A 22,289-nucleotide genomic window follows, 5' to 3' on the forward strand; every position below is an offset into this window, starting at 1 on the left:
TTTTTAGCGGGATCCTTGGGTTTTACTCCCCGACGCTCTGCGTCAAAATAAAAAAGGAACTTCTACTCGATACCTCATACCCTTGGGTCGAGGTTGTTCATTTTATGTTATCGTTTTCCTCTGACGCGCTGGGTAGATTATCACGATCAAATTATCAGTTTACCGGGTCTTCTATGAGATACCATTTTAACCTTTTCTGAAAACCGTCCAAAGGTTCGTCGGGGTGGCAGGACTAATTAAGTAATCATAACACCCTGTATGTCAAACTTTTAAAACACTATTAACTGTAGTTGTTCACCTGATTGTACACTAAAGTCAAAAAGAACGGTTTAAAAACAAATTTTATTTGTCTTAGGTTTTGTAAAGATACAAATTGTATTAAATGGTATGAAAATAAAATATTAATTTGTTAAGGTGAGCCTTTGTGATTTTAAAAAGTAGTCCGTTAGAAATAAATGCATTGTTTCTAAATCAAATTGAAGTTGATTATTTTTACCATAATACTTTGTTGGCATTTCTTGGTTCTTAATCTTGCCATTCAATGGAATATTCTCCCGTTGGTGCAATTTCATACCACTTACCTTCTATGATTTTTTCTTCTCCTGTTCTATTATTGGTTAAGCTAAGCTTAAAGGAAACCTGACGCCTCCGCCATTCTTGCTTAGTGAAAAATGAAGACTGGCCAGAGGGAACAGAAACTGTTTCCATTTCTTCAAAACCATGAGGTTTTTTTGAAGAATATTTGCTATATAACCTTTGTTCCCCGCTAAAATAAATTTCATTGTCATAAATATCAGTGGGAACTTCAACCATTATAGAGTCATTCTCTATCCATACAAATGCATCATTTTCGGAACTAACAAAATTCGATTGGTTATGAACATCAATTCCTCCATAGGGAGAGAAGGTAAACTTCCGGGATTCCGGAACATTAAAATTAAAATTAAAAGTTGTTCCCTTTTTTACGAAAAGAGAGTCTCCATCTTCTTTTTTTAAACTGAATTCCATACTATCAAATTGGTATCCCTGCGATTTTTTCTGAATTACCTTAATCTCTTTGACTTCCTCTCCTGATTTTAACACTACAGTAAAACCAAATTTTTCGCCAGTACTGTTCTCCTTTAACCAAATTTCAAGCGAAGATGGTATATCTCTGGTAATTATAAAACCTTTATTCTTCCACAAAGCTTCGATTTTTCCTTGGTCTTTCAATGACAAAATTGAATTCTTCTTTATTATTTCCCCGTCATGCGAATAGATGTCTCCGTGAATATTAACATCGCCATTCTGGTTTATAACCTCCGCTATATCCCACTGTCCACTGGTAAAGGATATTACTGTTTCACCACCTTCTGCTTCCATCTCTATCAAGTTGGTTGAGGGTTGTATCGTAGACATTTCATCATCATCGCTACTGCACGAGATAAATCCAATGGATAAAAATAATCCAATAAATGTTCTGGCAAGTTTTGTTTTTTTCATTGCTGGTTTATTTAGATGGTTCCAAGGTCTTTTCGGAAGGTATACAAATATATTAATTATCCCGTTATAGGGAGAATTTAAATTAAGAAGTTTTTTATTCGATTTATAGTATGTTTTTCATCCTGTCAATCTTTATATTTACAAACAACATATTTTACATCTATTACAATAAGAGATGCCATGGCTAGAAAGGAGTACAAGGGAGAAATCAATGATAAGGAACGATCAAAACAAAAACTTATAAATGCCGTCGGTGAAGTTCTTAAAACCAAAGGCTATATTGGTTTATCAGCAACGAATATTGCGGAAGCAGCTGGTTTAAGTCGCCGCCTGATAACCATTTATTTCGACTCTGTTGATGATTTGGTAGAAACTTATGTTAGAAACAAAGATTATTGGACAACGGCTTTCAGAAAAGTTGAAGAAATGACGAATGAAAATAAAGGTGTCGGCGGTAAAAAAATGATTGATTATATACTGCAGAATCAACTCGATTATTTTTATAATAATCCTGAAATGCAAAAGCTGATTTTATGGGAAATTAGTGAAAAGACCAAAGTCATGTATGATGTTTCTGAGGAGAGAGAACGTCTTGGTTCCCAAGTTTTCAATTTAGTTGATAAAGAGTTTGAGGGTATAGATATAAGGGCCATATCAGCCATATTAGTAGCCGGTATTTATTATATGGTACTTCATGCGAAATCGACCGACACATTGTTTTGTGAGATTGATATCAATCAACCAGAAGGGATGAAAAGAATCAAAAATGCAATTAGTTTAATAGTAGAAAACACATAGCGAATTAAGGTATTCAAATTGTTGCCGTTCCTTGTAAGCAGGTAATCAGTTGCACTTATGTTTTTTTATGTTAAACATATTGTTTTTCAGAATAGCATCAAGATTAGATTGGTGAGAATATAATCTTTCTCTTTTCAGGACAATTAATTGGCTTGTATAAAATTTGTCTTTTTGATCCTTATATGATAAGAAAATAAAAAATACTCCTATAAAACCATCTTAGATCTTGATAGCATAATTGCTTTTTAGATTTGGAGGAAAAGCATTTCAATGTCGAAATTTAATCAAAGGGGGAATAGCAAGAGGGTAACGGGCAAAGCCACGTTACATATTCCTATCCTAAACTAATTTGCTGATTATCAGTAATTTATAAATATGTTATATTTTTCAATTTCATCGATTTGCGTCAAATGGTCTCAAACCGCCTGTAAACAGGGAAGAATTTGCGTCAATTGATGAATTATCGAGTCTTTATTGGGAAGTTTAATAATGTCCAATAGTGTTTAAGAATTTTCAGAAAACTATTCAATTCATATATTGCAGTAATGGCCATAATCTTTTTTTTTTCAATAGCAAATATCATTAAGGGACAAATTGGAAACATGCAAAACTAAAAAGAAAGACAAGAATGATTTTATAGAATTTTGTTTTTATGGAGTTTTCAATTTCATTTATGAACTCCAAATTACTACAAAATCTAATAGAAATAATTTTAAAACATAAAGCCAGCAGAAGCCCTTTTGGCCAAAGCCGTTTAATTAAAATTGACATCTGAGCAGTACGAGTCTTTAAAGCTAAAATTGTGATTCTGTAATTTAAAATCGAGGAAATCAAAATCAATTCTACATGTTGGCAGACTGGAATAATCATAGTTATCGCTGTGCTGATCACCTACATTGCCCTCCCGACAGAACCAGGCGATACAATCAAGTTATTGCAAGAGGTTTGGCAAGAATATTATCAGAGGCAATAATTACCCTTAATTCAAAAACGAGGGCGATTTTTAACTATATTTACACCTGTATTAATATCGAAGGTGTTCTGCGCCCTCGTAAAAACAACCAAAGTATGGAAAATAAGACCTCATATAATCCAAGTATACCATATAATAGCCTACCACTTCTGCCACCACAAAAAGAAATTGAAAGCATAACCATTCTCAAAAAAACCATTACGGCAAGTAGGGCATTATCTGAACTGAAGGGAGCAATAACCAACCTGCCAAACCCTATATTGTTCATTGACACCATCAATTTACAGGAAGCAAGGGCAAGTTCTGCCATTGAGAATATAATAACCACGCAGGATGAATTGTTCAAGGCCTCAATTGCAGAGAAAAAAAATGAGAACCCAGCGACCAAGGAAGTAATGCACTATAAGGACGCGCTGTGGTATGGGATGGAAGAAATAAGGAGAAGGCCTATGCTCACCACCAATCTTTTCATCGCCATCATGCGGATAATCAAGAAGAATAATTCCGGTATAAGAAACGCTCCCGGCACACAGTTGAAAAATCCTGTGACGAATAAAGTAATCTATACACCACCAGAAGGTGAAAATATTATCAGGGAAAAATTAAAGAACCTAGAGGGTTTCATCCATTCTGAAGATGATCTGGACCCTTTGATAAAGATGGCAATCATCCACTATCAGTTTGAGGCCATCCATCCTTTTTTTGATGGGAATGGCCGTACAGGACGAATTATTCTGTTGCTATATCTAAAATTGGCAGGGCTCATGGATTTGCGAGCGTTGTATCTGAGTAGTTATATAATTGAACATAAGAACGACTATTACACTAATCTTCGTAACGTCACAGAGGAAGGCAATTGGGAAGCTTGGATATTGTACATGCTCGATATGGTTGAACAAACAGCCTCAAGGGGAAGACAGCAAATTGCTGAAATTGAAAAGCTCATGAATACCATGGGAACTGAAATCCAGAAAATACTACCTAGAATATATTCAAAGGACTTGATGGAGCAATTGTTTAGGTTGCCATATACCAAAAGAAGCCATTTGGAAGAGGCAGGACTGGGCAACTTAAAAACTGTTGGAAATTATCTTAAGGACTTGGAAAAAGAAGGATTTTTAAGGAGCGAGCAGGTGGGCAAGGAAAAACTGTACTTGAATTTTAGACTTTTGGAGGTTCTGAAAGGATAGAAATGTCATATTGAGCAAAAACTATCCATCAACAGGGTATGTTATTTATAAATTAAAAGGTAGAGAGAGATTTTGAAATTTAATTTTAGCTGAAATTTCCTTTCAATACACTCCCGTGGCCTTTTGAGGAGCGCATTGAAAGGAAATTCATTTTAAGTCTAAAAAAATGTTTGTTTGGTCTGTGGTCCTGGCACTGACTTTTTAGTTTCAAACCTTAACAGCAGATTGCCAATGTCCTCGCTTATCTTTGACTCTACCACCCGGGCGTAAATCTGTGTGGTCGATAGCTTGTTGTGCCCCAAGAGCTTTGATACGGTCTCAATGGGAACCCCATTGGAGAGCATTACCGTTGTAGCAAAAGTATGTCTGGCAACATGGAACGTGATGCTCTTATGGATTCCGCAGTCCCCTGCTATTTCCTTTAGGTATTTATTGGTCTTCTGGTTTGAGCTGAGCGGTAGGATGGTTCCTTTGTCTGTTTTTTCGGCTTCATCCCTATATTTTTCAATAATTGCCAAGGCCTTGGGCAAAATGGGAATTTTGACCGTTTCATTTGTTTTTTCACGTTTGGTAAAGATCCAATAGTTGTTATCGATGCCCCGGGTAATATGGTCCAGGGTCAGTTCCCTGACATCTACATAGGAAAGTCCCGTGTAACATGAGAATATAAAACAATCCTTTACACGTTCCAACCGCGCATTGGTATAATGCGTATTCTCAATCAGTTCGAGTTCACGCTCTGTAAGGAACTGTCTGTCAAATTTATCGAACTTAAGCTGGAACTGGTTGAACGGATTTTTTGGGATCCATTCCAACTTAACGGCCAGGTTGACCATCTTTTTAAAGCGCTCCATATGTTTCATAACACCATTGTTGGACAGCACCAATTCCTTTTTTGGATTTCTATAGGCTCTCAGGAACTGCTCAAAATCACAAATGAACCGATAGTTCAATTGTTTCAGGTAGATGTCGTCAACTTTTAAATGCTTGCGTAAAAACTTCAGCAGATACCTTTCTGTAGTATAATAATTCTTCATGGTGCCATATTTCAGGATGCTGACCATGTTGGTATTATGGTAGGCCATGAGTTCGGTCAATGTCTTATGGTTCTCGTCCAGACCCAAATAACGCGATTTTACGGCGTTGGCGGTAATGATCTTTCCTTCTTCCAATAATTGCTTATGGCAGTCCAATAAATGGCTGTATACTTGGTCTAGGTAGGTATTGAGGACTTTTGTTCTGTAGGAGCTTCCACGTGCCCTGTTCCTGTTGCTGTCCCAATCCCTTAAAAGTGTACACCTTTTTAAACTGATTTCTGAACGTTTTTGGTTGACTGTGATACGGGCGAAGATGGATAATTCGCTCGTGTTGCCTCTGGGTTTCCTTGTGTAGAAAATCACGGCAAAGGTAGTGTTTGTCTGCATTGTTGATGTCTTTGGTTAAACAAAAATGTTTTAAAGACAAAAGTCAAATCGTTTTTAAAGTCCTTTAAATCTACGACAATTTTGGTAAGAAAGTGCACACCGAATTGCACACCTTTTAGTTGTAATTAATTGATATCAAGTGATACCTCTAAAAACAAAAAACACTGATAATCATACGATTAACAGTGTTTTAGTTTGTCCTATTGCTAGGTTTGTCGGGGTGGCAGAATCAGAAACAAAATCATCATTTTCAAAAATGGTTTTTCAACCTACCATCACTCTATAAACGGTGCTGACATTTCTGTTTACAAGGGGTTCGTAATTGTTAAATTCTTCCCATTTCTACAGTTTCGGTACAATAATAGCCAAGTCAGGAATTTTTCCTTCTGCTAAGTGCACAGTCCAAATCAATCGCCTTGCTCTTTGGTCAATCTCCATATACATTTTTTCATGGTCATAAAGGTAGATTATTAGGGGCCAATTAGTCGTTTTTTCGCTTTACACACCGTCCTCTGGGCTCATTGCCCTCATGGAGCACAATATCAGAATGTAGAAACTGCGCCGCCTCCGCTGAATCTTTAACTTTTGTGTTACTACGCTCTAACATTGCAGATTCAAAGGCGGTCAAGACGCTTTTCCTAATTCCCGCTTCCCTCCATTGAGACTGAGGCTGGCATCCTTTGGCAATGCCTCGGGCCAGCGCTAAAGCATCCAACAATGCCTGATTGGCTCCTTGTCCTTTGAAGGGACTCATGGGATGTGCCGCATCTCCAATTAGCGTTATTGGTCCTAAGTTTTCTAACAATTCTACATCCAGTAATGCTCGGTCATACACCGGGTAACCCGAAATCTGACCTTCTTTGGTCGCTGCTAAAATTTGGGGAATCGGGTCATGCCATTGTGTCCTGTTACAGGCTTCTTGCTTGAGTGCCTTAGGACCTTGATCGCTCAAGGCTTGCGCCTCTATTTCTGACATGGGAAAGCTCAGTTGCCACATCACCGCATCTGCAGTATAGGGCATCATATAAATCCGCTCATGACCATTGGCCGTTTGAAATACGGTGGCCGAGTCCAGTAAGGGGCTCTCCATTCCTTTAAGAGCTTCCAAAGGACAAATGCCCAATATCACCATACAATTGAGGTAACGTAAAGGTGAGAGGTCCTCGCCAATCAGTAACCGTCGTACAGCACTGCGAATACCGTCAGCACCAACCACCACATCTGCCTTAGTGCTCTTTATCACTCCGTTTACTTGAAAGCTTACAGCAATGCCAGCATCTTGACATTCCTTAATAGCAATCAGCTGGTGCCCCCACTGCACCGCATCTTCTCCGCCCATTTGCTCGAGCAAGGCCAAGCGTAAAGACTGACGTGCAATATGTATATTGGTACGCTTTGGAAACGTTTTTTGTCCTGAATCCATCCACTTTCTCATTCCCCATTCGCCTACAACTTTTCCTTCAGTAGTATGGACCAAATGCCGTGTTGACACCACTCCGTTTTTTAACGAAAAAAGACCAAACCCTTCAATGGCTCTACTGGCTTGTTGTAAAGTGAGTCCATAACCTTGAGATCGCACATCGAAACCGCTATCGCGCTCATAAAGGGTAAAGGGAATGCCGCGATGCAAACACGCCACAGCCAGAGCCACGCCGCCTATCCCACCACCGATAATAGCAACGTGGGGGTAGTTTTCTTTATTCGGAATTGGGTGGCTTTCAGAAGCAATGAGCCCAGATCCGCTACAAGCCACGCAGGTAGATAGATGACGTTTGGGACGGACTGGGGCAACACCGTCGCCCTTCGATTTTTCAAATGTATCAAGTGCGGCTTGGTAGCTCAGTCGTACTTTCTTGCGAAGTCTCCTACTTTTTTTGCCCTGTCCCTGACATTCAGGACAAATAGTCCAGTTAGCCTTTTCATTTTCCAACTTTTTTAATTTTTCGTTATTTATTCTGATGTGGAATTTCCTGATAACATTGGCTTATCGACCTTAATAGGTCTCCAGTCAAGCATAATTCTTCATGAGTTTCATAGGAGATCGGCCTAAGTAATTGTTTAGCGCGTACAAAGCTATGGATTTAAATTAGTGAAACTCAATTTTTAAAAGTTGCGCAGCAATGAATTAAAAATTGTTAGTTGAACTAATCCCGCTTTTTAGCGGGATNNGGAACTTCTACTTGATACCTCGTGCCCTTGGGTCGAGGTTGTTCATTAGAAATCGTAAAACTAATGGAGGCCAGCATGGCATCCCTACGATTTTTGTATAAAAACCGTTTTAATAGAGATCATAATGCGAGTTGTTATCTTGCGATATATTAGCTCAAGGTCATTCTTCAATTTCAAAAAAGTCTTTGATTAACTTGGGAAGGCTTCTATTTATCACTAATATTGTGATTATCCGTATATAAATCCAAAACCCTTAAATTATTTGATGATAAAATCTAGGCTATTTGCCCTTGTGGCGCTGTTGTTCATTACTTTTAATAATTCTATAGCTCAAGGTCAATCTTCCGGCACTATGGCCGTTACCCTAGAGCTGCATAACCCCTCTACCGAAATTAATGATGGTGTTGCAAAAGTTGTCGTAAAAGGTGGCTTAGCGCCTTATCAATACAAGTGGAGTAATGTAAACACCTCTTTGGATGACGCAGAATCTGTGGGGTTAATTGAGGGGATGAAACACTCAGTATCGGTAAGTGATGCCAATGGAAACACCATTTCAGAAACGTTTAAAATTTCGGCAAAATCAATAACTGAAATTTTCAACAGTAAAGTGCAACCCGCAGTTGATGTGCTGGGTGCCGTGCTTTTTTGGGATGCTTTTGCAACGCTCGGGCTTTATGATCCTGTAGTATACGCCTCTCATAGAAATTTACCGCTGTCGGCAAAAGATATCACCTCTGATCAGAAATATACATTTAAAAAATGGGTAGTTGCTGAAGGTAGTCGTGTTAAGGTAGGTGACCAAATTGCAATTTTAGAAACTAAGGCTAACCAAGAAATTTTGGTTTATGCCACGGCGGAAGGTACATTAGAACAGGTGACTAAAGAAGGTACTATTGTATCGAGAAAACCTGAAACTGGTTCTTTTAAATCGCCGCTCTTGGCAAAAATTAATTTCGATACACCACAACCTCTTTTACATCCCAATGGCGATGTAAAAACTAAAAACATCCCGTTTATTGTCATTTGGCTTATTTTAGGAAGTATATTCTTTACGCTGCGATTAAAATTTGTCAACATCCGCGGATTTAAACATTCGTTAGATTTGGCAAGAGGAAAATATGACGACCCTAATGCGCCCGGAACCATTACGCACTTTCAAGCCATGGCCACAGCAGTGTCTGCTACTGTTGGATTGGGTAATATTGCAGGAGTTGCAGTAGCGATTTCTTTAGGTGGGGCAGGAGCTACTTTTTGGATGTTTCTTGCCGGATTTTTTGGAATGTCTTTAAAGTTTGCCGAATGTACCTTAGGTGTGAAATACCGTATTATTGATGAGGACGGCAGGATTTTTGGCGGACCCATGAATTATTTGCGCTATGGCCTGGAAAAACGCAATCTAAAGAAATTAGGAAAATTCTTAGCCATACTTTTTGCGGTTCTTGGTGTAGGCGCATCGTTTGGCGGTGGTAACATGCTACAGTCCAATCAGGCTTTTAAAATAGTGTCAGAAGAACTTCCTTTTTTACAAGGTCACGGCTTTTGGTTCGGGATTGGGTTTGCGTTATTGGTGGGTGCCGTTATTATTGGTGGTATTAAAAGTATTGCCAAAGTAACTGCCAAAGTCGTTCCTATTATGGCTATTTTTTATGTGTTGGGTTGTTTGGTGGTCATCGGGTATCATTTTGAATTTATTGGAGGTGCTTTTATGGCCATTGTAGATGGTGCTTTTTCTGCGGAAGCTTTAAAAGGTGGATTTATTGGGGTGCTAATTATAGGTTTGCAACGTGCTGCCTTTTCCAGTGAAGCTGGTGTTGGTTCAGCTGCCATTGCCCATAGTGCGTCCAAAACGAACCACCCAATTGCCGACGGATTTACGTCTTTAGTAGAACCATTTATTGACACCATGTTGGTGTGTACCATGACGGCCTTGGTGCTTATATTTACCGGTATGCACGAAACCAGTAGCGGATTGGGCGGTGTAGAACTTACTGCTGATGCCTTTGGTAGTGTGGTATCGTGGTTTCCTTCAGTGTTGGCGGTTGCCGTGTTTTTATTTGCGTTCTCTACCATGGTATCTTGGTCCTATTACGGCATGCGTTCTTGGAGCTACCTTTTTGGGAGAAGTAAAAAATTAGAGATAATTTACAAAGTCCTGTATTTGTTGTTCGTGGTGTTAGGGGCTTCAGTAAGTTTAGGCGCGGTGTTAAGTTTCGCCGATATGATGATTCTGGCCATGTCCTTTCCAAACATTATAGGTTTATATATTATGGCACCTGAAATTAACGCTGATATGAAGGTGTATTGGAAGAAACTAAAAGAAGGAAAACTCTATGTCAATCCGAAGTTTATCAAAGCTGACGATTGATGTAGCGTTCTCAATTTGAGGACTGGCATTAATAAAAATAGAAAACCCGACGAGAACATGTAGTTTGTTTCCGTCGGGTTTTCTATTTGTTGGGTCTTCCAAGCTTTAGATAAATGTCAAGCTTGTAAATTTATTAAACTGACACTTATTTTACGTAATGATTAATTAATTGATTTTGTTCTAAGTCTCAGCGCATTTGCAATTACGGATACAGAACTAAAGCTCATCGCAAGTGCTGCGATCATTGGTGAGAGTAAGATTCCGAAAAACGGAAACAATACCCCGGCCGCAATAGGGACGCCGAGTGTGTTATAGATTAAAGCAAAAAATAAATTCTGCTTGATATTTCGCATGACGGCGTGGCTCAAATTCCGCGCTTTGACAATGCCGTGTAAATCGCCTTTTACCAAGGTAATCATGGCGCTTTCAATAGCAACATCAGTTCCTGTGCCCATGGCAATCCCCACATCACTTTTGGCAAGGGCTGGGGCATCATTGATACCGTCGCCTGCCATAGCCACCACCTTGCCTTGTTGCTGCAGTTTTGTGACTTCTTTCAGCTTGTCTTCCGGAAGCATTCCTGCTTTAAATTCGGTGAGATTCAATTCGGTTGCAACCGCTTGGGCTGTATCATGGTTATCGCCTGTAAGCATTATCACCGCGATACCCTTATCTTGTAGTTCCTTAATCGCTTTTGCGCTTGTTTTTTTGATTTTATCACTAATCACGACATACCCAGACACCTTGCCCTCAATGGCTAAATAGGATACTGTTTTGCCCTGTTTTTGGAACGCCTGTACTTCAGCTTCCATTTCAGGAGAAATCGTCGCATTCGCGTGGGCCATCATTTTGGCATTGCCTAAATCCAATTTTTCTTCGTTAACCGTGCCTTCCACACCTTTACCCGTGACGGCGCTAAACTTGTCGGTTTTTGAAATGCTGACCTTTTGTTCTTTAGCGTATTTTACAGTAGCTTCCGCAAGTGGATGTTCGCTAGAACTGTTTAGCGAAGCGATGCGTTGCGTAATGTCAGTCTCAGATAGAGATTCATTAAAGGATCCCATCTTTTCCACCGTGGGTTTGCCTTCAGTAATGGTACCGGTTTTGTCGATAATTAAAGTATCAACCTTATCCATTTTTTCAAGAGCTTCAGCATTTTTAATCAACACCCCATTTTGTGCGCCTTTACCAACACCTACCATAACGGACATTGGTGTAGCCAATCCTAGGGCACATGGGCAGGCAATAATTAATACGGCAATAGCGTTGACCAAACCGTACACATACGCGGGTTCTGGCCCCCAAAGTACCCAGACGACAAACGTAATTACAGATATGATCACGACTACCGGGACAAAATATCCAGAGACGGTATCAGCTAATTTTTGAATGGGTGCCCGACTGCGACTCGCGTCGTTGACCATTTGTATAATTTGGGAGAGTAGGGTATCACTCCCCACTTTTTCGGCTTTCATTAAGAACGATTGATTCCCATTGATTGTGCCGCTGCTGACCTGGTCATCTAACACTTTATTGACAGGAATAGGCTCCCCGGAAATCATGGATTCATCAACGGTGGTTTCACCTTCTGTGATAACGCCATCCACGGGGATTTTATCACCGGGTTTGACACGTAAAATGTCGCCTTTTTCAATTTGGCCAATAGACACTTCTTGTTCGACGCCGTCAACTACCCGCACTGCTTTGTTAGGGGCGAGTTTTAGTAATTCTTTAACGGCAGAATTGGTTTTACTATGAGCGCGAGCTTCTAAAACTTGACCCATCAACACTAAGGTAAGAATAACGGTAGCCGCCTCAAAATATACATGAACGGCGCCAAAATGCGTCTTAAATTGTTCAGGAAAAAAATCAGGGAACACCATTCCAAAGACACTAAATATCCACGCCACACCAGCACCAATGCCAATCAGGGTAAACATGTTGAGGTTCCAGGTTTTAATGCTGCGATAGGCACGTTCAAAGAACATCCACGTGGCATAAAACACTACAGGAATGGATAATCCGAATTGAATCCAGTTCCACCATTTCTGATCCATCATCTCATATAATGGATTGTTAGGAATCATTTCGCTCATGGCGATAAAGAAAATGGGTAGCGTAAATGCTCCTGCTATCCAGAACTTTTTTATTAATTTTTTATAAGTCTTTTCTTCGGACGACAGATCTGGTTCCATCGGCACGAGATCCATCCCGCAAATAGGACAGGCCCCAGCTTCGTCTTTTATAATTTCCGGATGCATGGGGCAGGTCCATTGTTCGCCTGATGTGGGCGATAAATTTTGTTCTTCCACCAAATCCATTCCACACACGGGACAATCGCCAGGTTTATCGTAGGTTTTATCGCCTTCACAATGCATCGGACAGTAAAACGTTCCGGTTCCTTTTGCTGCTGCTGTGGCAGGAGATTTTTCAACTGGTTTTGTACCTAGCGGATGAATACTATAACTATCCCCATCATCTTTTAGCGCTTTTTGCAAGGTTTTAAGAGGAATGTGGGATGCCATTACAATGGTAGCTTCGGCTTTTTCCAAATCGACCATAGCATTGGATACACCCTCCACCTTAGAAAGTACTTGCTCTACGTGGTTACGGCAACCGTTGCAGGTCATACCTTGAATCTGGTACGTGTGGGTCATTTCACCGTTCTCATTCATCTTTGGCATATGGATACTATAAGTGCCCCCATCATCTTTTAGTGCTTTTTGAAAAGTTTCTAGAGGAATATGGGAAGCCATTTCCATAGTCGCTTCGGATTTTTCTGAATTTACTACAGCATTAGATACACCGTTCACTTTAGAAAGTACTTGCTCTACGTGGCTGCGGCATCCGTTGCAGGTCATGCCTTGAATAATATAAGTGTGTTTCATAATGTTTAATTTATTGGGTTTTACCAAAAATAGGAGTTAAAAAATGATTTACTGTATGACATCATTCCACTCCCAGCCATCATACTTTATTAGAGTATAAAGTACTGATTGTCGGCGCTGCATTTTTTTATCGGGTTTTTTATTTTGGAGATTAGGTTTTAACAGACCTTTTCTTTTGAGTTCATTCATTTTTATTTTATCCACATTATAATCTTTCAGTTGCGCGCTACCCACTTCTATAACAACTTCTATATAATTATTTATAGCGGATTCCATATTGGATAGGAGTCTTATATTGGCCTCAACATCTGTGTTAACATAATTTTTAATGATATATATGGCTTCATTCAATTTAGCGATTTGGAGAATTATAGCGTTTTCTTTATTGTTATTATGAAAGAAATGAATAACTGGATAGGCCTTATGGTTTTCACTGTGTTCTACCAAATCACTGGATAAGGTGAGCATATGAAATTTAAAATGATCAAAATCATTAACACTCATAGCATTTATAACTATATCTTGAGGACTATCTCCTAAACTGCTCAGTTCTATACCCAACTTTCGTTTTTTTATAACTGCACTTAGGACGGGTATAAAATAAGTAATAGACATTGTTATAAAAATTAATCCCGTAAATGAGAATAATATAGTAACGATTCTCCAAAAATTGCTCGAGGGTATATAATCACCTAAACCAAGTGTAGAAAGAACAAAACCCGAATAGTAAATTTTTTGCCAAATATCTGCGGGTAATTTTGTTGTACTATTTATAATAGCATCTGTTTCTGACATCAAAATTAGGATAAAACTTGAATTTAGGGCTATCACCCATACCATCATAACGGTGACTAATAAGACATAACCAGCGTGTGTTAACAGCGAAGATTTTCCATTTCTCCCCGAAAGCACAAAAAATACGTTCCATAACCAGTGAGAAATTTTACTCGTCATCCATCCACCTCCCTTTACGGTAAGTGTTGTCATTATAATATCACTAATGACACCAAAATATAATAGAGCTCCGACGCTCAACAAAATATAATTCATAATAACACTTTGTGAATAGCTTGTTTATTTTAAATAATTACTATTTCCTAATAGTTACCCATTCATTAAAATTCAGTTCTGCTTTGCCCTTCTTCACATGGTCTTCCAAATACCAAACATTGGGCTGTATTTTATTGTACCACGGGTACGCTGTTTGGTTACTATGACAATCATAACAGGACACCGTCAATGTATTCTGAATATTAATTGGCACGTCATTTACCAACATAAAATCAGATTGAGGTGTAGTGTAGCTCTCATTTCTATCAGTAGGGAAAAATTGAATTAGTATAAATAAAATTAGGGCTACCCTGCTATGATTTTAAAAACCTTCATTTAGTTAATTGTACGCTGTACTGAGCCGCATTTCAACATCGCGCTTCCGTAGTAAGGATTTCTTATTTCTTCCTTAGTGCTTAACCACGCTGAGCCACGATCGTACATTGGGCAAAACTGCTCGTATAAGGTCATTGCTGTTCCTGTTATGGCCACCATATCAGCAATGTCTTTACTTAAGGTTTTAAAATGCTCACGTTGATGTTTGATGTCGCTTTCTCCAATATGCTCTGCATGCTCGGTAGCATCTTCAATAAGGTCGTTTAGCTCAGTTTGCTCGTTATCAGTATAATTTGAGACCTCAAAAGCCTTTAAAGAATTTGTTAAAGTAATTCCCAACGCTTTAGCTTTGTCATTATCATCTCCTACCAATGCATCCTTTAAATTAAAATAATCTTTTAAAATATCCTCAGCTTTGGCATCTTGTTTATCAGTCTTAGTCACTGCTTCCTGTGAGTCTACTGCATTTTCTGTTGTAATGTTATCTGTAGTAACAGAGGCTTCACTTTTGCTAGCGTCTTTGCAAGACATGGCTAACATTAAAGTTGCTGCAAGTGCTACTGATCCAATACTTCTTTTAATTCTTTTCATTTGATTAGTGTTTAAAGGTTGTTTTGATTTATAAGTAATTACTATTTAAAATGCGACTAAAATCTCACTGCTAGACCACCACCAGCTCCGAAACGGTTGTCATAACTTGCTGTAAGTGAAAAATCCCGTGACAGGTAATATTCTATACCGGTATTCCAAGTGACTTCATTGGCAATATCTTCTCCTGTTGGAGGTTGGTAACCCAGCCAAAATCTCTTAAAATTGAACCCGGCCATATGCGATGGCACAACCAAAAAAGACTATCCATAATATTGGTTTGCTTTATTAATTAAATGTTATTCTATTCACGTCGCCGCTATTTATTGATCTCAAAAATAGTTAAAACTATGCACTTTAATTCATCTCGTTTTAGCTTCTTAAACTACCTGCTTTTTTATATAATAGAATTAAAAGATATTCGGTCATTCGGTTTTCTGGGGTGACCGTAGATATATTGTGGAGAACAAGATGTCGTTCTTGTTGTGGATCTCCAAAAGCGGTGCCGGAAACTTTTGGTGTAGGTTTGTGATGCAGCGGGCGTTAATATTTTGAAGAGTGTTAAATTAAGCAAGCGCTATTGGGGTCCTTATTTTTTGGCCATAACGTTTGGATGTTGAAGTGTTCTGAATATTACTGATAAAATGGTGAATGAGGAGTTGGAGCATTCCATAAAATCGTATAACGATACGGACGTTTTTATAGCTTGACTAATTACGTGCTGCAGACTTTAGTTAGATATAAAAACCTATGGCACTTTAGTGCATAGTTGTTAAGTTTATAGACAAATCACTACTGACAATTTACTTTTTGGAGTTTAATGAATTTTTATAGGGCTGCTGGATAGTTTCTAATCTTGATATAATTATCATAGATGAGAGATTGGAAAACGGATCAGTTGTAGGTGCCTTACTGAAGTTTTGACATACAAGGAAAAGGGATATTATAGGGGTGTCCTGATTTCCGAATCAACTTTTGCACATGTATTTTTTCTTCCCTTCTAATTAGTATATTCGCATTCCTATTTAAATTTTTTAAATTATGAAGTGTTTTAGACATACAATTGCTTTAGGGCTTTTCGCTTTTGGTTTTTTCTCTACAGTATACGCTCAAGAGGTAGCTACGAATAATCAACATTTATTTGATAATGTGTCCTATCGCCAAGGCAATACCTATCGTACGGCTTCAGGCAAACCTGGGCCAGAATACTGGCAAAATTCAGCCGATTATAATTTGGAAGTGGCATTAGACGATAAAAATCATACCGTCTCCGGTACTGTTACAATTGATTATACTAACAACAGCCCAGAAGCCTTAGAATTTATTTGGCTTTATTTGGAACAGAATCGTTTTACTGAAACCTCTCGTGGGACCTTAACGACTTCTGTTTTAGGAAGCCGTTACGCAGGGGATGTTGAAGGCGGATTTGAATTGTCCAATGTCTCTGCAAAAACGGAATCGGGGACTTCTTCAAAATATTTGGTAACTGATACCCGTATGCAACTTTTTCTTGACAAGCCTTTGGCACCTAGAGGAGGCCAGGTAACTATAAGTATGAACTTCAAATTTAAAGTTCCTGTAGAAGGGATGGATCGTATGGGACGATTAGAAACGGAAGCCGGAACCATTTATGCACTCGCACAATGGTACCCACGCGTGGCGGTATTTGATGATGTTATGGGCTGGAATACGGAACCGTATTTAGGAGCCGGAGAGTTTTATTGTGAGTATGGAACCTTTGATGTCAAAATTACCGCTGCGGCAAATCAGACGGTGGTATGTTCTGGGATTTTACAAAATCCAAAAGAAGTGCTTACAAAAACGCAACAAGAGCGTTTTGCGAAGGCAGAAAAAAGTGATGAAACCGTTTATATTATTAAGCCTGATGAGGTAGGCAAACTTAGGTGGCAAGCGAAACCGAATGGCACCCTGACCTGGCATTATAAAATGGAAAACACCCGCGATGTGGCTTGGGCTGCTTCAAAGGCATTTATCTGGGATGCCGGCCGTATGAATCTTGGAGATGGCAAAACCGGTTTGGCTCAATCAGTATATCCAAAAGAGAGTGCGGGAAAGGCTGCTTGGACACGGTCAACTGAATTTACTAAAGCTTCCGTAGAATTTTATTCCAATACCTACTTTCCTTATCCATATCACAACGCTATTAATGTAGCGGCAAGTGTAGGGGGGATGGAATATCCGGGCGTTAGTTTTTGTCATTATCAAAGTGTAGGCGCAGATTTATGGGGTGTTACAGATCACGAATTTGGGCACAATTGGTTTCCGATGATTGTAGGGAGTAATGAGCGTCTCTACCCGTGGATGGATGAAGGTTTTAACACCTTTATCAATCATTACAGTACGGCGGCATTCAATAAAGGTGAATTCTCAACCTCAATAGATAAACCCCGTAATTTGGTTAATTATCTAACTTATGATAAACGCGAAGGTATTGAGACTGCTCCAGATGTCGCCAATGCCAGAAACTTAGTTTACACGGCCTATTATAAACCGGCGTCTGGATTGTTTATGCTTCGCGAATACATCTTAGGACCTGAGCGTTTTGACAATGCTTTTAATAGCTATATACGCCATTGGGCCTATAAACACCCACAACCCAACGACTTCTTTAATCATATGGAAAATGTAGCGGGTGAAAACCTGTCCTATTTCTGGAAAGGCTGGTTTTATGGGAATGGCAATATTGATATGGGAGTTGCCTCAGTGGAGGAGTATCAAGGTAATTACTTGATAACGGTTGAAAATAATGGCGAAATTCCGATGCCAGTAGAACTTCAGGTGATTTATTCAGATAACTCTACTGAAAATGTAAGACTTCCTGTTGAAATTTGGCAACGCGGGAATAGCTGGAGCCATCTCTTAAAAACGACCAAACAAGTGCAACGTGTAGTGTTAGACCCAAATAAAATGTTGGCGGACGTCAATATATTGAACGACACTTGGAATAAATTGTAAGTTTTAATTGTAAATCATTGTTGTCCAATAAAGAATCAAGACCGCTACGCTTCTAGAATCAAGAATAAAGATGTGCTTGCAACTAACTGACAAACAACGATCGTTTAAATTGCAATCACCAAATCAATCTCCGTAGAAATAGTTTCTAAAAAGCAAGGTCTCATTTCGAAATTGTTATAATGTCTCTTGCTTTAAATGGGTTTGTTAATTTATAATTTGTTTTTACTGGACACTAAATGATTATAAATAATAAAATGCCTCTATAATCTTTTGAATGTAGAGGCATTTTTTTGTTTTTATATTTTTTTAGGTGATTGAAGTACGCACTTGATACTCATAACTTCACTGTACAATGCCTCCAAATTAGGGATGCAACTGAGATTTTATTCTAAATAACTTTTGTCATTTTCAATAAACGGAATATCTTTATAGGTTAAGTCATTAGTGTCTGACCTTCATAATCCTCGTTGTGGTTATTGACTTGTCTCTATTTTCTAATGATTTTTGAAGTTAGAAATTTATATACAACTAATACCTACACGATGAGTAATTCAAATAACAGAAGAAATTTTTTAAAGCTAACTGGATTAGCAGGACTTGGTGTTGCAACGGGCGGATTTGTGAGTTGCAGTTCCACTTCGGGGATTATAGCCCCACCAAACATGGGGACTTCTCGTTTTAATATGTCAGGCTACGCTGCGCCTAAAATTGAAACCGTAAAGATTGGCTTTATCGGATTGGGAATGCGAGGTCCCGGAGCAGTGAAAAGGATGAGTTATATAGAAGGTGTTGAAATAAAGGCCTTATGCGATTTGCGACCTAAACAGGTAGAAACTGCCAAAAAATTATTGGATGGAACGCCGCACGACCCAAAGGTGTATAGTGGTAATGAAGATGCTTGGAAACAGATGATCGATACTGAAGATTTAGACCTGATCTATATCGCTACGCCGTGGGATTTGCACGTGCCCATGGCGGTATATGCAATGAATGCAGGACGGCATGTAGCTGTTGAGGTGCCTGCAGCAAAAACTATAGATGAGTGCTGGGAATTGGTTGAGACTTCAGAAAGAACAAAAATGCATTGTATGATGCTTGAAAACTGTTGTTATGACTTTTTCGAATTATTGACACTTAATATGGCGCGCCAAGGTTATTTTGGAGATATTGTACATGGTGAAGGTGCCTACATCCATGATCTTGTGGATTTAAATTTTGATAAGAACGGCTATGAAGATATGTGGCGCTTAAAGGAAAACATCGGACGTGACGGCAATCTTTATGCCACTCACGGATTGGGCCCTATTTGTCAGATTATGAATGTAAATAGAGGTGATCAAATGGATTACTTAACATCGCTTTCCAGCGCTGATTTTTCAATGCATAAAAAAGCGACGCAATTAGCTGCTAAAGATCCGTTTTTCAGTGAATTTGAAAATGCTAAGTACCGCGGAAATATGAACACTACCATCATTAAAACAAAGAATGGTAGAAGTATGATGATGCAGCATGATGTCAGTTCGCCAAGACCATATTCTCGAATTCATATGGTGAGTGGTACGGAAGGTTTTGCTCAAAAATATCCAGAACCAGCTAAAATTTCAAAAGGGCACTCGTGGTTAAGTGAACAAGACTATAAAGCGGTAGAAGAAAAATATACACCAGAAATTGTGAGAAAAGTGGGCGACCTGGCAAAACGGGTCGGCGGTCATGGCGGTATGGATTTTATTATGGATTGGCGATTAATTGACTGCTTGCGTAACGGACTTCCATTAGACCAAGACGTGTATGACGCGGCATTGTGGAGTGCTGTGACGCCTTTGAGCGAGCAATCCGTAGCCAACCGTTCAAATTCTATTGATGTACCAGATTTTACCCGAGGCCATTGGAAAACAAATGCTCCTGTAGATATTAGCTTGACCGGTGGTGGGACTACCAATGTGCTTTTGGCTGATTAAGATTTGCAAAAGAACCATTTGTTATGGCATTTGTATATGAGTAGCGTCCTTCTTAATTATTAACACAAGAAGGATGCTTTTTTTTATTGTAGTGGATGATCCTGACGTCATTTAATTAATTTGCCCTGGTCAATAAACAATTTATTCTTCTGATTTATGGCTGTCAATGGCGCTGCTGCTGATGTTAAGATCGCCTTCCAATACTTTTTCTTGCATGGCCATTTCCTCACGGGCCTTAAAAATATAATCCTTCCTGTCAGAGGATGTTTTGGCGAGACGTTCAAAACTTTCCATATCCAATTTGATGAATTTCTGAGCTTGCTCTTCAGTGGCTTTTTTATCGAACCCCATATGGTATAATAAATCGCTAGCCAGCTTTACTGAGGTTAAAAAAGATTCTCTATAAATATGCTGTACCCCCATATTATAAAACTCGTACGCGTCATATCTGTTTTTTGCGCGCACCATCAGTTGCAATTTCGGATATTTGGTCTTCAGTTTCTTTACTAAGTTCATGCTCACTTCCGGATCGTCTATTGCAGAGATCAAAAAATCGGCATCTGCAATTCCTGCGGATTCCAACAAGTCAAGTCGTGAAACATCGCCATAAAAAACATCAAAACCCATTTCTCTAAGATAATCGACACGGTTAGAATTGGAGTCGATAACTGTGGACTCAATGCCATGGGCACGTAAAAATCGGCCGATGGTACTTCCAAAATGGCCAAAACCTAAAAGAATAATCTTATGGTGTTTTTCAATTTTATCCATAGATTTCTCCTTTTCCTTAGTTCCAATTCTTGGTAAAAGTAAGCGCTCATTCATCATCCATAAAATTGGAGTGAGCGTCATGGTAAGTGCCGTAACCACCAAGAGGATATCATGTTCTTCTTGGCTGAAAATATTGAGTTGAAAAGCAAAGGATAGGAGGACAAACGCAAATTCTCCAATTTGAGACAGTCCCACTACCAGTAGCATACGTTGGTCTATTTTGAGTTTAAAAATCCATCCTACCAAAAAAAGCACCAGGGCTTTAACGACAATCACACCAAGTACTAAAGAGATGATCAAAATTGGCTGTTCGGCAATCACTATAAAATTGATAGAGGCGCCTACTGCCATAAAAAACAATCCCAGGAGCAATCCTTTAAAGGGGTCTAAAGAGCTTTCCAGTTCATGCTTAAATTCGCTCGAGGCCAGAACCACGCCGCCAAGAAAGGCACCTAGGGCAGGACTCAAGCCTACCAATTCCATTAAAAAGGAAATCGAAAAAACAATTAATAATGCTGAAGCCACTAAGAGTTCGCGAACTCCTGTGCGAGAAACCAAACGCAACATAGGAACAATCAAATAGCGTCCAGATACAATAATGAGTACAATAGGCACAAAAATTGCCAAAGCATGCAACGCGATAGGTAAACTGTCAAGTAGGTTGGCTGATGAGGTAGTAACCCCTTCATCCGTCAATTGTACTTCTGGAACAGTAGATAGGAGAGGGAGTGCGGCAATCATGAAAATAACCATGATATCCTGAAATAATAATATTGAAAAGGATGAAGCGCCGTAAGTGGTGTTCATCAGGCCTTTTTCTTTATTGGTTTGAAGGGTAATGGCAGTAGAAGATAATGCCACAGCCATTGCAGCGGTTAGCGCCATTTTCCATTCCAGCCCAAAAAAATAACTAATTGCAAAAGTCAATGCCATGGTAGCAAAGACCTGTATGCTTCCCAAACCCAAAATGGATTTTCTCATTTTCCAGAAGCTCCGAGGTTCTATTTCCAATCCAATTAAAAAAAGCATCATGACGACGCCAAATTCGGCAAAGGCCAGAATGTCTTCACCTTCATGTTTTATAAATCCTAAAAGAAAAGGTCCAATCAACATTCCGGCCAAAAGATAACCGATGATAGAGCTGAGTCCAATTTTTTTTGCAATGGATACACAAATGACTCCACCAGTCAGGAAAATGATAGCTTCTAGAAGAATATTTCCGTTCATTAATTTTTTTTATAAAATTAATCTTTTTAAAAAGAAAATTGAACAAACACTACACATCTCACCAAAGATTCCAAATTGAAGCCCCATAAAGGCA

Annotated in this window: 13 protein-coding genes and 1 pseudogene; 5 read left to right on the forward strand and 9 right to left on the reverse strand. The window is 39.0% G+C overall.

What is annotated here, in order from left to right; translation table 11 throughout:
* Nucleotides 1–525 precede the first annotated feature (525 nt).
* Nucleotides 526–1,482 (reverse strand): hypothetical protein, encoded by a 957-nt coding sequence (locus tag JEM65_RS13430; RefSeq protein ID WP_199600414.1) that lies wholly within the window; start codon nt 1,480–1,482, stop codon nt 526–528.
* A gap of 180 nt (nt 1,483–1,662) precedes the next feature.
* Between JEM65_RS13430 and JEM65_RS13435 the strand changes: the two genes are divergently transcribed.
* Both JEM65_RS13435 and JEM65_RS13440 read left to right on the forward strand, forming a co-directional pair.
* Nucleotides 1,663–2,280, forward strand: a complete 618-nt coding sequence (locus JEM65_RS13435; protein WP_199600416.1) for a TetR/AcrR family transcriptional regulator — start codon at nt 1,663–1,665, stop codon at nt 2,278–2,280.
* Nucleotides 2,281–3,348: 1,068 nt separating this feature from the next.
* On the forward strand, nt 3,349–4,443 hold the full coding sequence (locus JEM65_RS13440) for a Fic family protein (protein ID WP_199600418.1): 1,095 nt from the start codon (nt 3,349–3,351) through the stop codon (nt 4,441–4,443).
* Nucleotides 4,444–4,601: 158 nt separating this feature from the next.
* Here the strand turns inward: JEM65_RS13440 and JEM65_RS13445 are convergent, their stop codons facing one another.
* Nucleotides 4,602–5,867, reverse strand: coding sequence for a site-specific integrase (locus JEM65_RS13445; protein WP_199600421.1), 1,266 nt, complete (start codon nt 5,865–5,867; stop codon nt 4,602–4,604).
* Between the two features lie 481 nt (nt 5,868–6,348).
* Nucleotides 6,349–7,797 carry an FAD-dependent oxidoreductase gene (locus JEM65_RS13450; protein WP_199600424.1) on the reverse strand — a complete coding sequence of 483 codons (1,449 nt, stop codon included), beginning with the start codon at nt 7,795–7,797 and terminating at the stop codon, nt 6,349–6,351.
* 504 nt (nt 7,798–8,301) lie between these two features.
* Here JEM65_RS13450 and JEM65_RS13455 point away from each other — a divergent pair.
* A complete protein-coding gene (locus tag JEM65_RS13455) occupies nt 8,302–10,401 on the forward strand; it encodes an amino acid carrier protein (RefSeq protein ID WP_199600426.1) in 2,100 nt (699 codons plus the stop codon).
* 161 nt (nt 10,402–10,562) lie between these two features.
* Here JEM65_RS13455 and JEM65_RS13460 read toward each other — a convergent pair whose 3' ends face one another.
* From JEM65_RS13460 to JEM65_RS13480, 5 genes and pseudogenes are all read right to left on the reverse strand, one after another.
* Nucleotides 10,563–13,289: a heavy metal translocating P-type ATPase gene (locus tag JEM65_RS13460; protein WP_199600428.1), complete on the reverse strand. Its 2,727-nt coding sequence runs from the start codon at nt 13,287–13,289 to the stop codon at nt 10,563–10,565.
* Nucleotides 13,290–13,337: 48 nt separating this feature from the next.
* Nucleotides 13,338–14,339, reverse strand: a complete 1,002-nt coding sequence (locus JEM65_RS13465; protein WP_199600430.1) for a potassium channel family protein — start codon at nt 14,337–14,339, stop codon at nt 13,338–13,340.
* Nucleotides 14,340–14,397: 58 nt separating this feature from the next.
* Nucleotides 14,398–14,675: pseudogene (locus JEM65_RS13470) on the reverse strand (heme-binding domain-containing protein); the annotation flags it as partial.
* Nucleotides 14,676–15,266, reverse strand: coding sequence for a DUF3347 domain-containing protein (locus JEM65_RS13475; RefSeq protein WP_199600432.1), 591 nt, complete (start codon nt 15,264–15,266; stop codon nt 14,676–14,678).
* Nucleotides 15,267–15,322: 56 nt separating this feature from the next.
* A complete protein-coding gene (locus JEM65_RS13480; protein WP_199600546.1) occupies nt 15,323–15,502 on the reverse strand; it encodes a hypothetical protein in 180 nt (59 codons plus the stop codon).
* A gap of 802 nt (nt 15,503–16,304) precedes the next feature.
* On the opposite strand from JEM65_RS13480, the gene JEM65_RS13485 reads away from it, so the two are divergent.
* Together JEM65_RS13485 and JEM65_RS13490 are read left to right on the forward strand one after the other, a co-directional pair.
* Nucleotides 16,305–18,239, forward strand: a complete 1,935-nt coding sequence (locus tag JEM65_RS13485) for a M1 family metallopeptidase (protein WP_199600434.1) — start codon at nt 16,305–16,307, stop codon at nt 18,237–18,239.
* 542 nt (nt 18,240–18,781) lie between these two features.
* The gene (locus JEM65_RS13490) at nt 18,782–20,197 is read left to right on the forward strand and encodes a Gfo/Idh/MocA family oxidoreductase (protein ID WP_199600436.1); all 1,416 of its coding nucleotides are present in this window, start codon (nt 18,782–18,784) and stop codon (nt 20,195–20,197) included.
* Between the two features lie 141 nt (nt 20,198–20,338).
* Here JEM65_RS13490 and JEM65_RS13495 read toward each other — a convergent pair whose 3' ends face one another.
* Nucleotides 20,339–22,195: a monovalent cation:proton antiporter-2 (CPA2) family protein gene (locus tag JEM65_RS13495; RefSeq protein WP_199600446.1), complete on the reverse strand. Its 1,857-nt coding sequence runs from the start codon at nt 22,193–22,195 to the stop codon at nt 20,339–20,341.
* Nucleotides 22,196–22,289: the final 94 nt, after the last annotated feature.

The organism is Gelidibacter salicanalis (assembly GCF_016469035.1).
GTDB classification, from domain to species: Bacteria; Bacteroidota; Bacteroidia; order Flavobacteriales; family Flavobacteriaceae; genus Gelidibacter; species Gelidibacter salicanalis_A.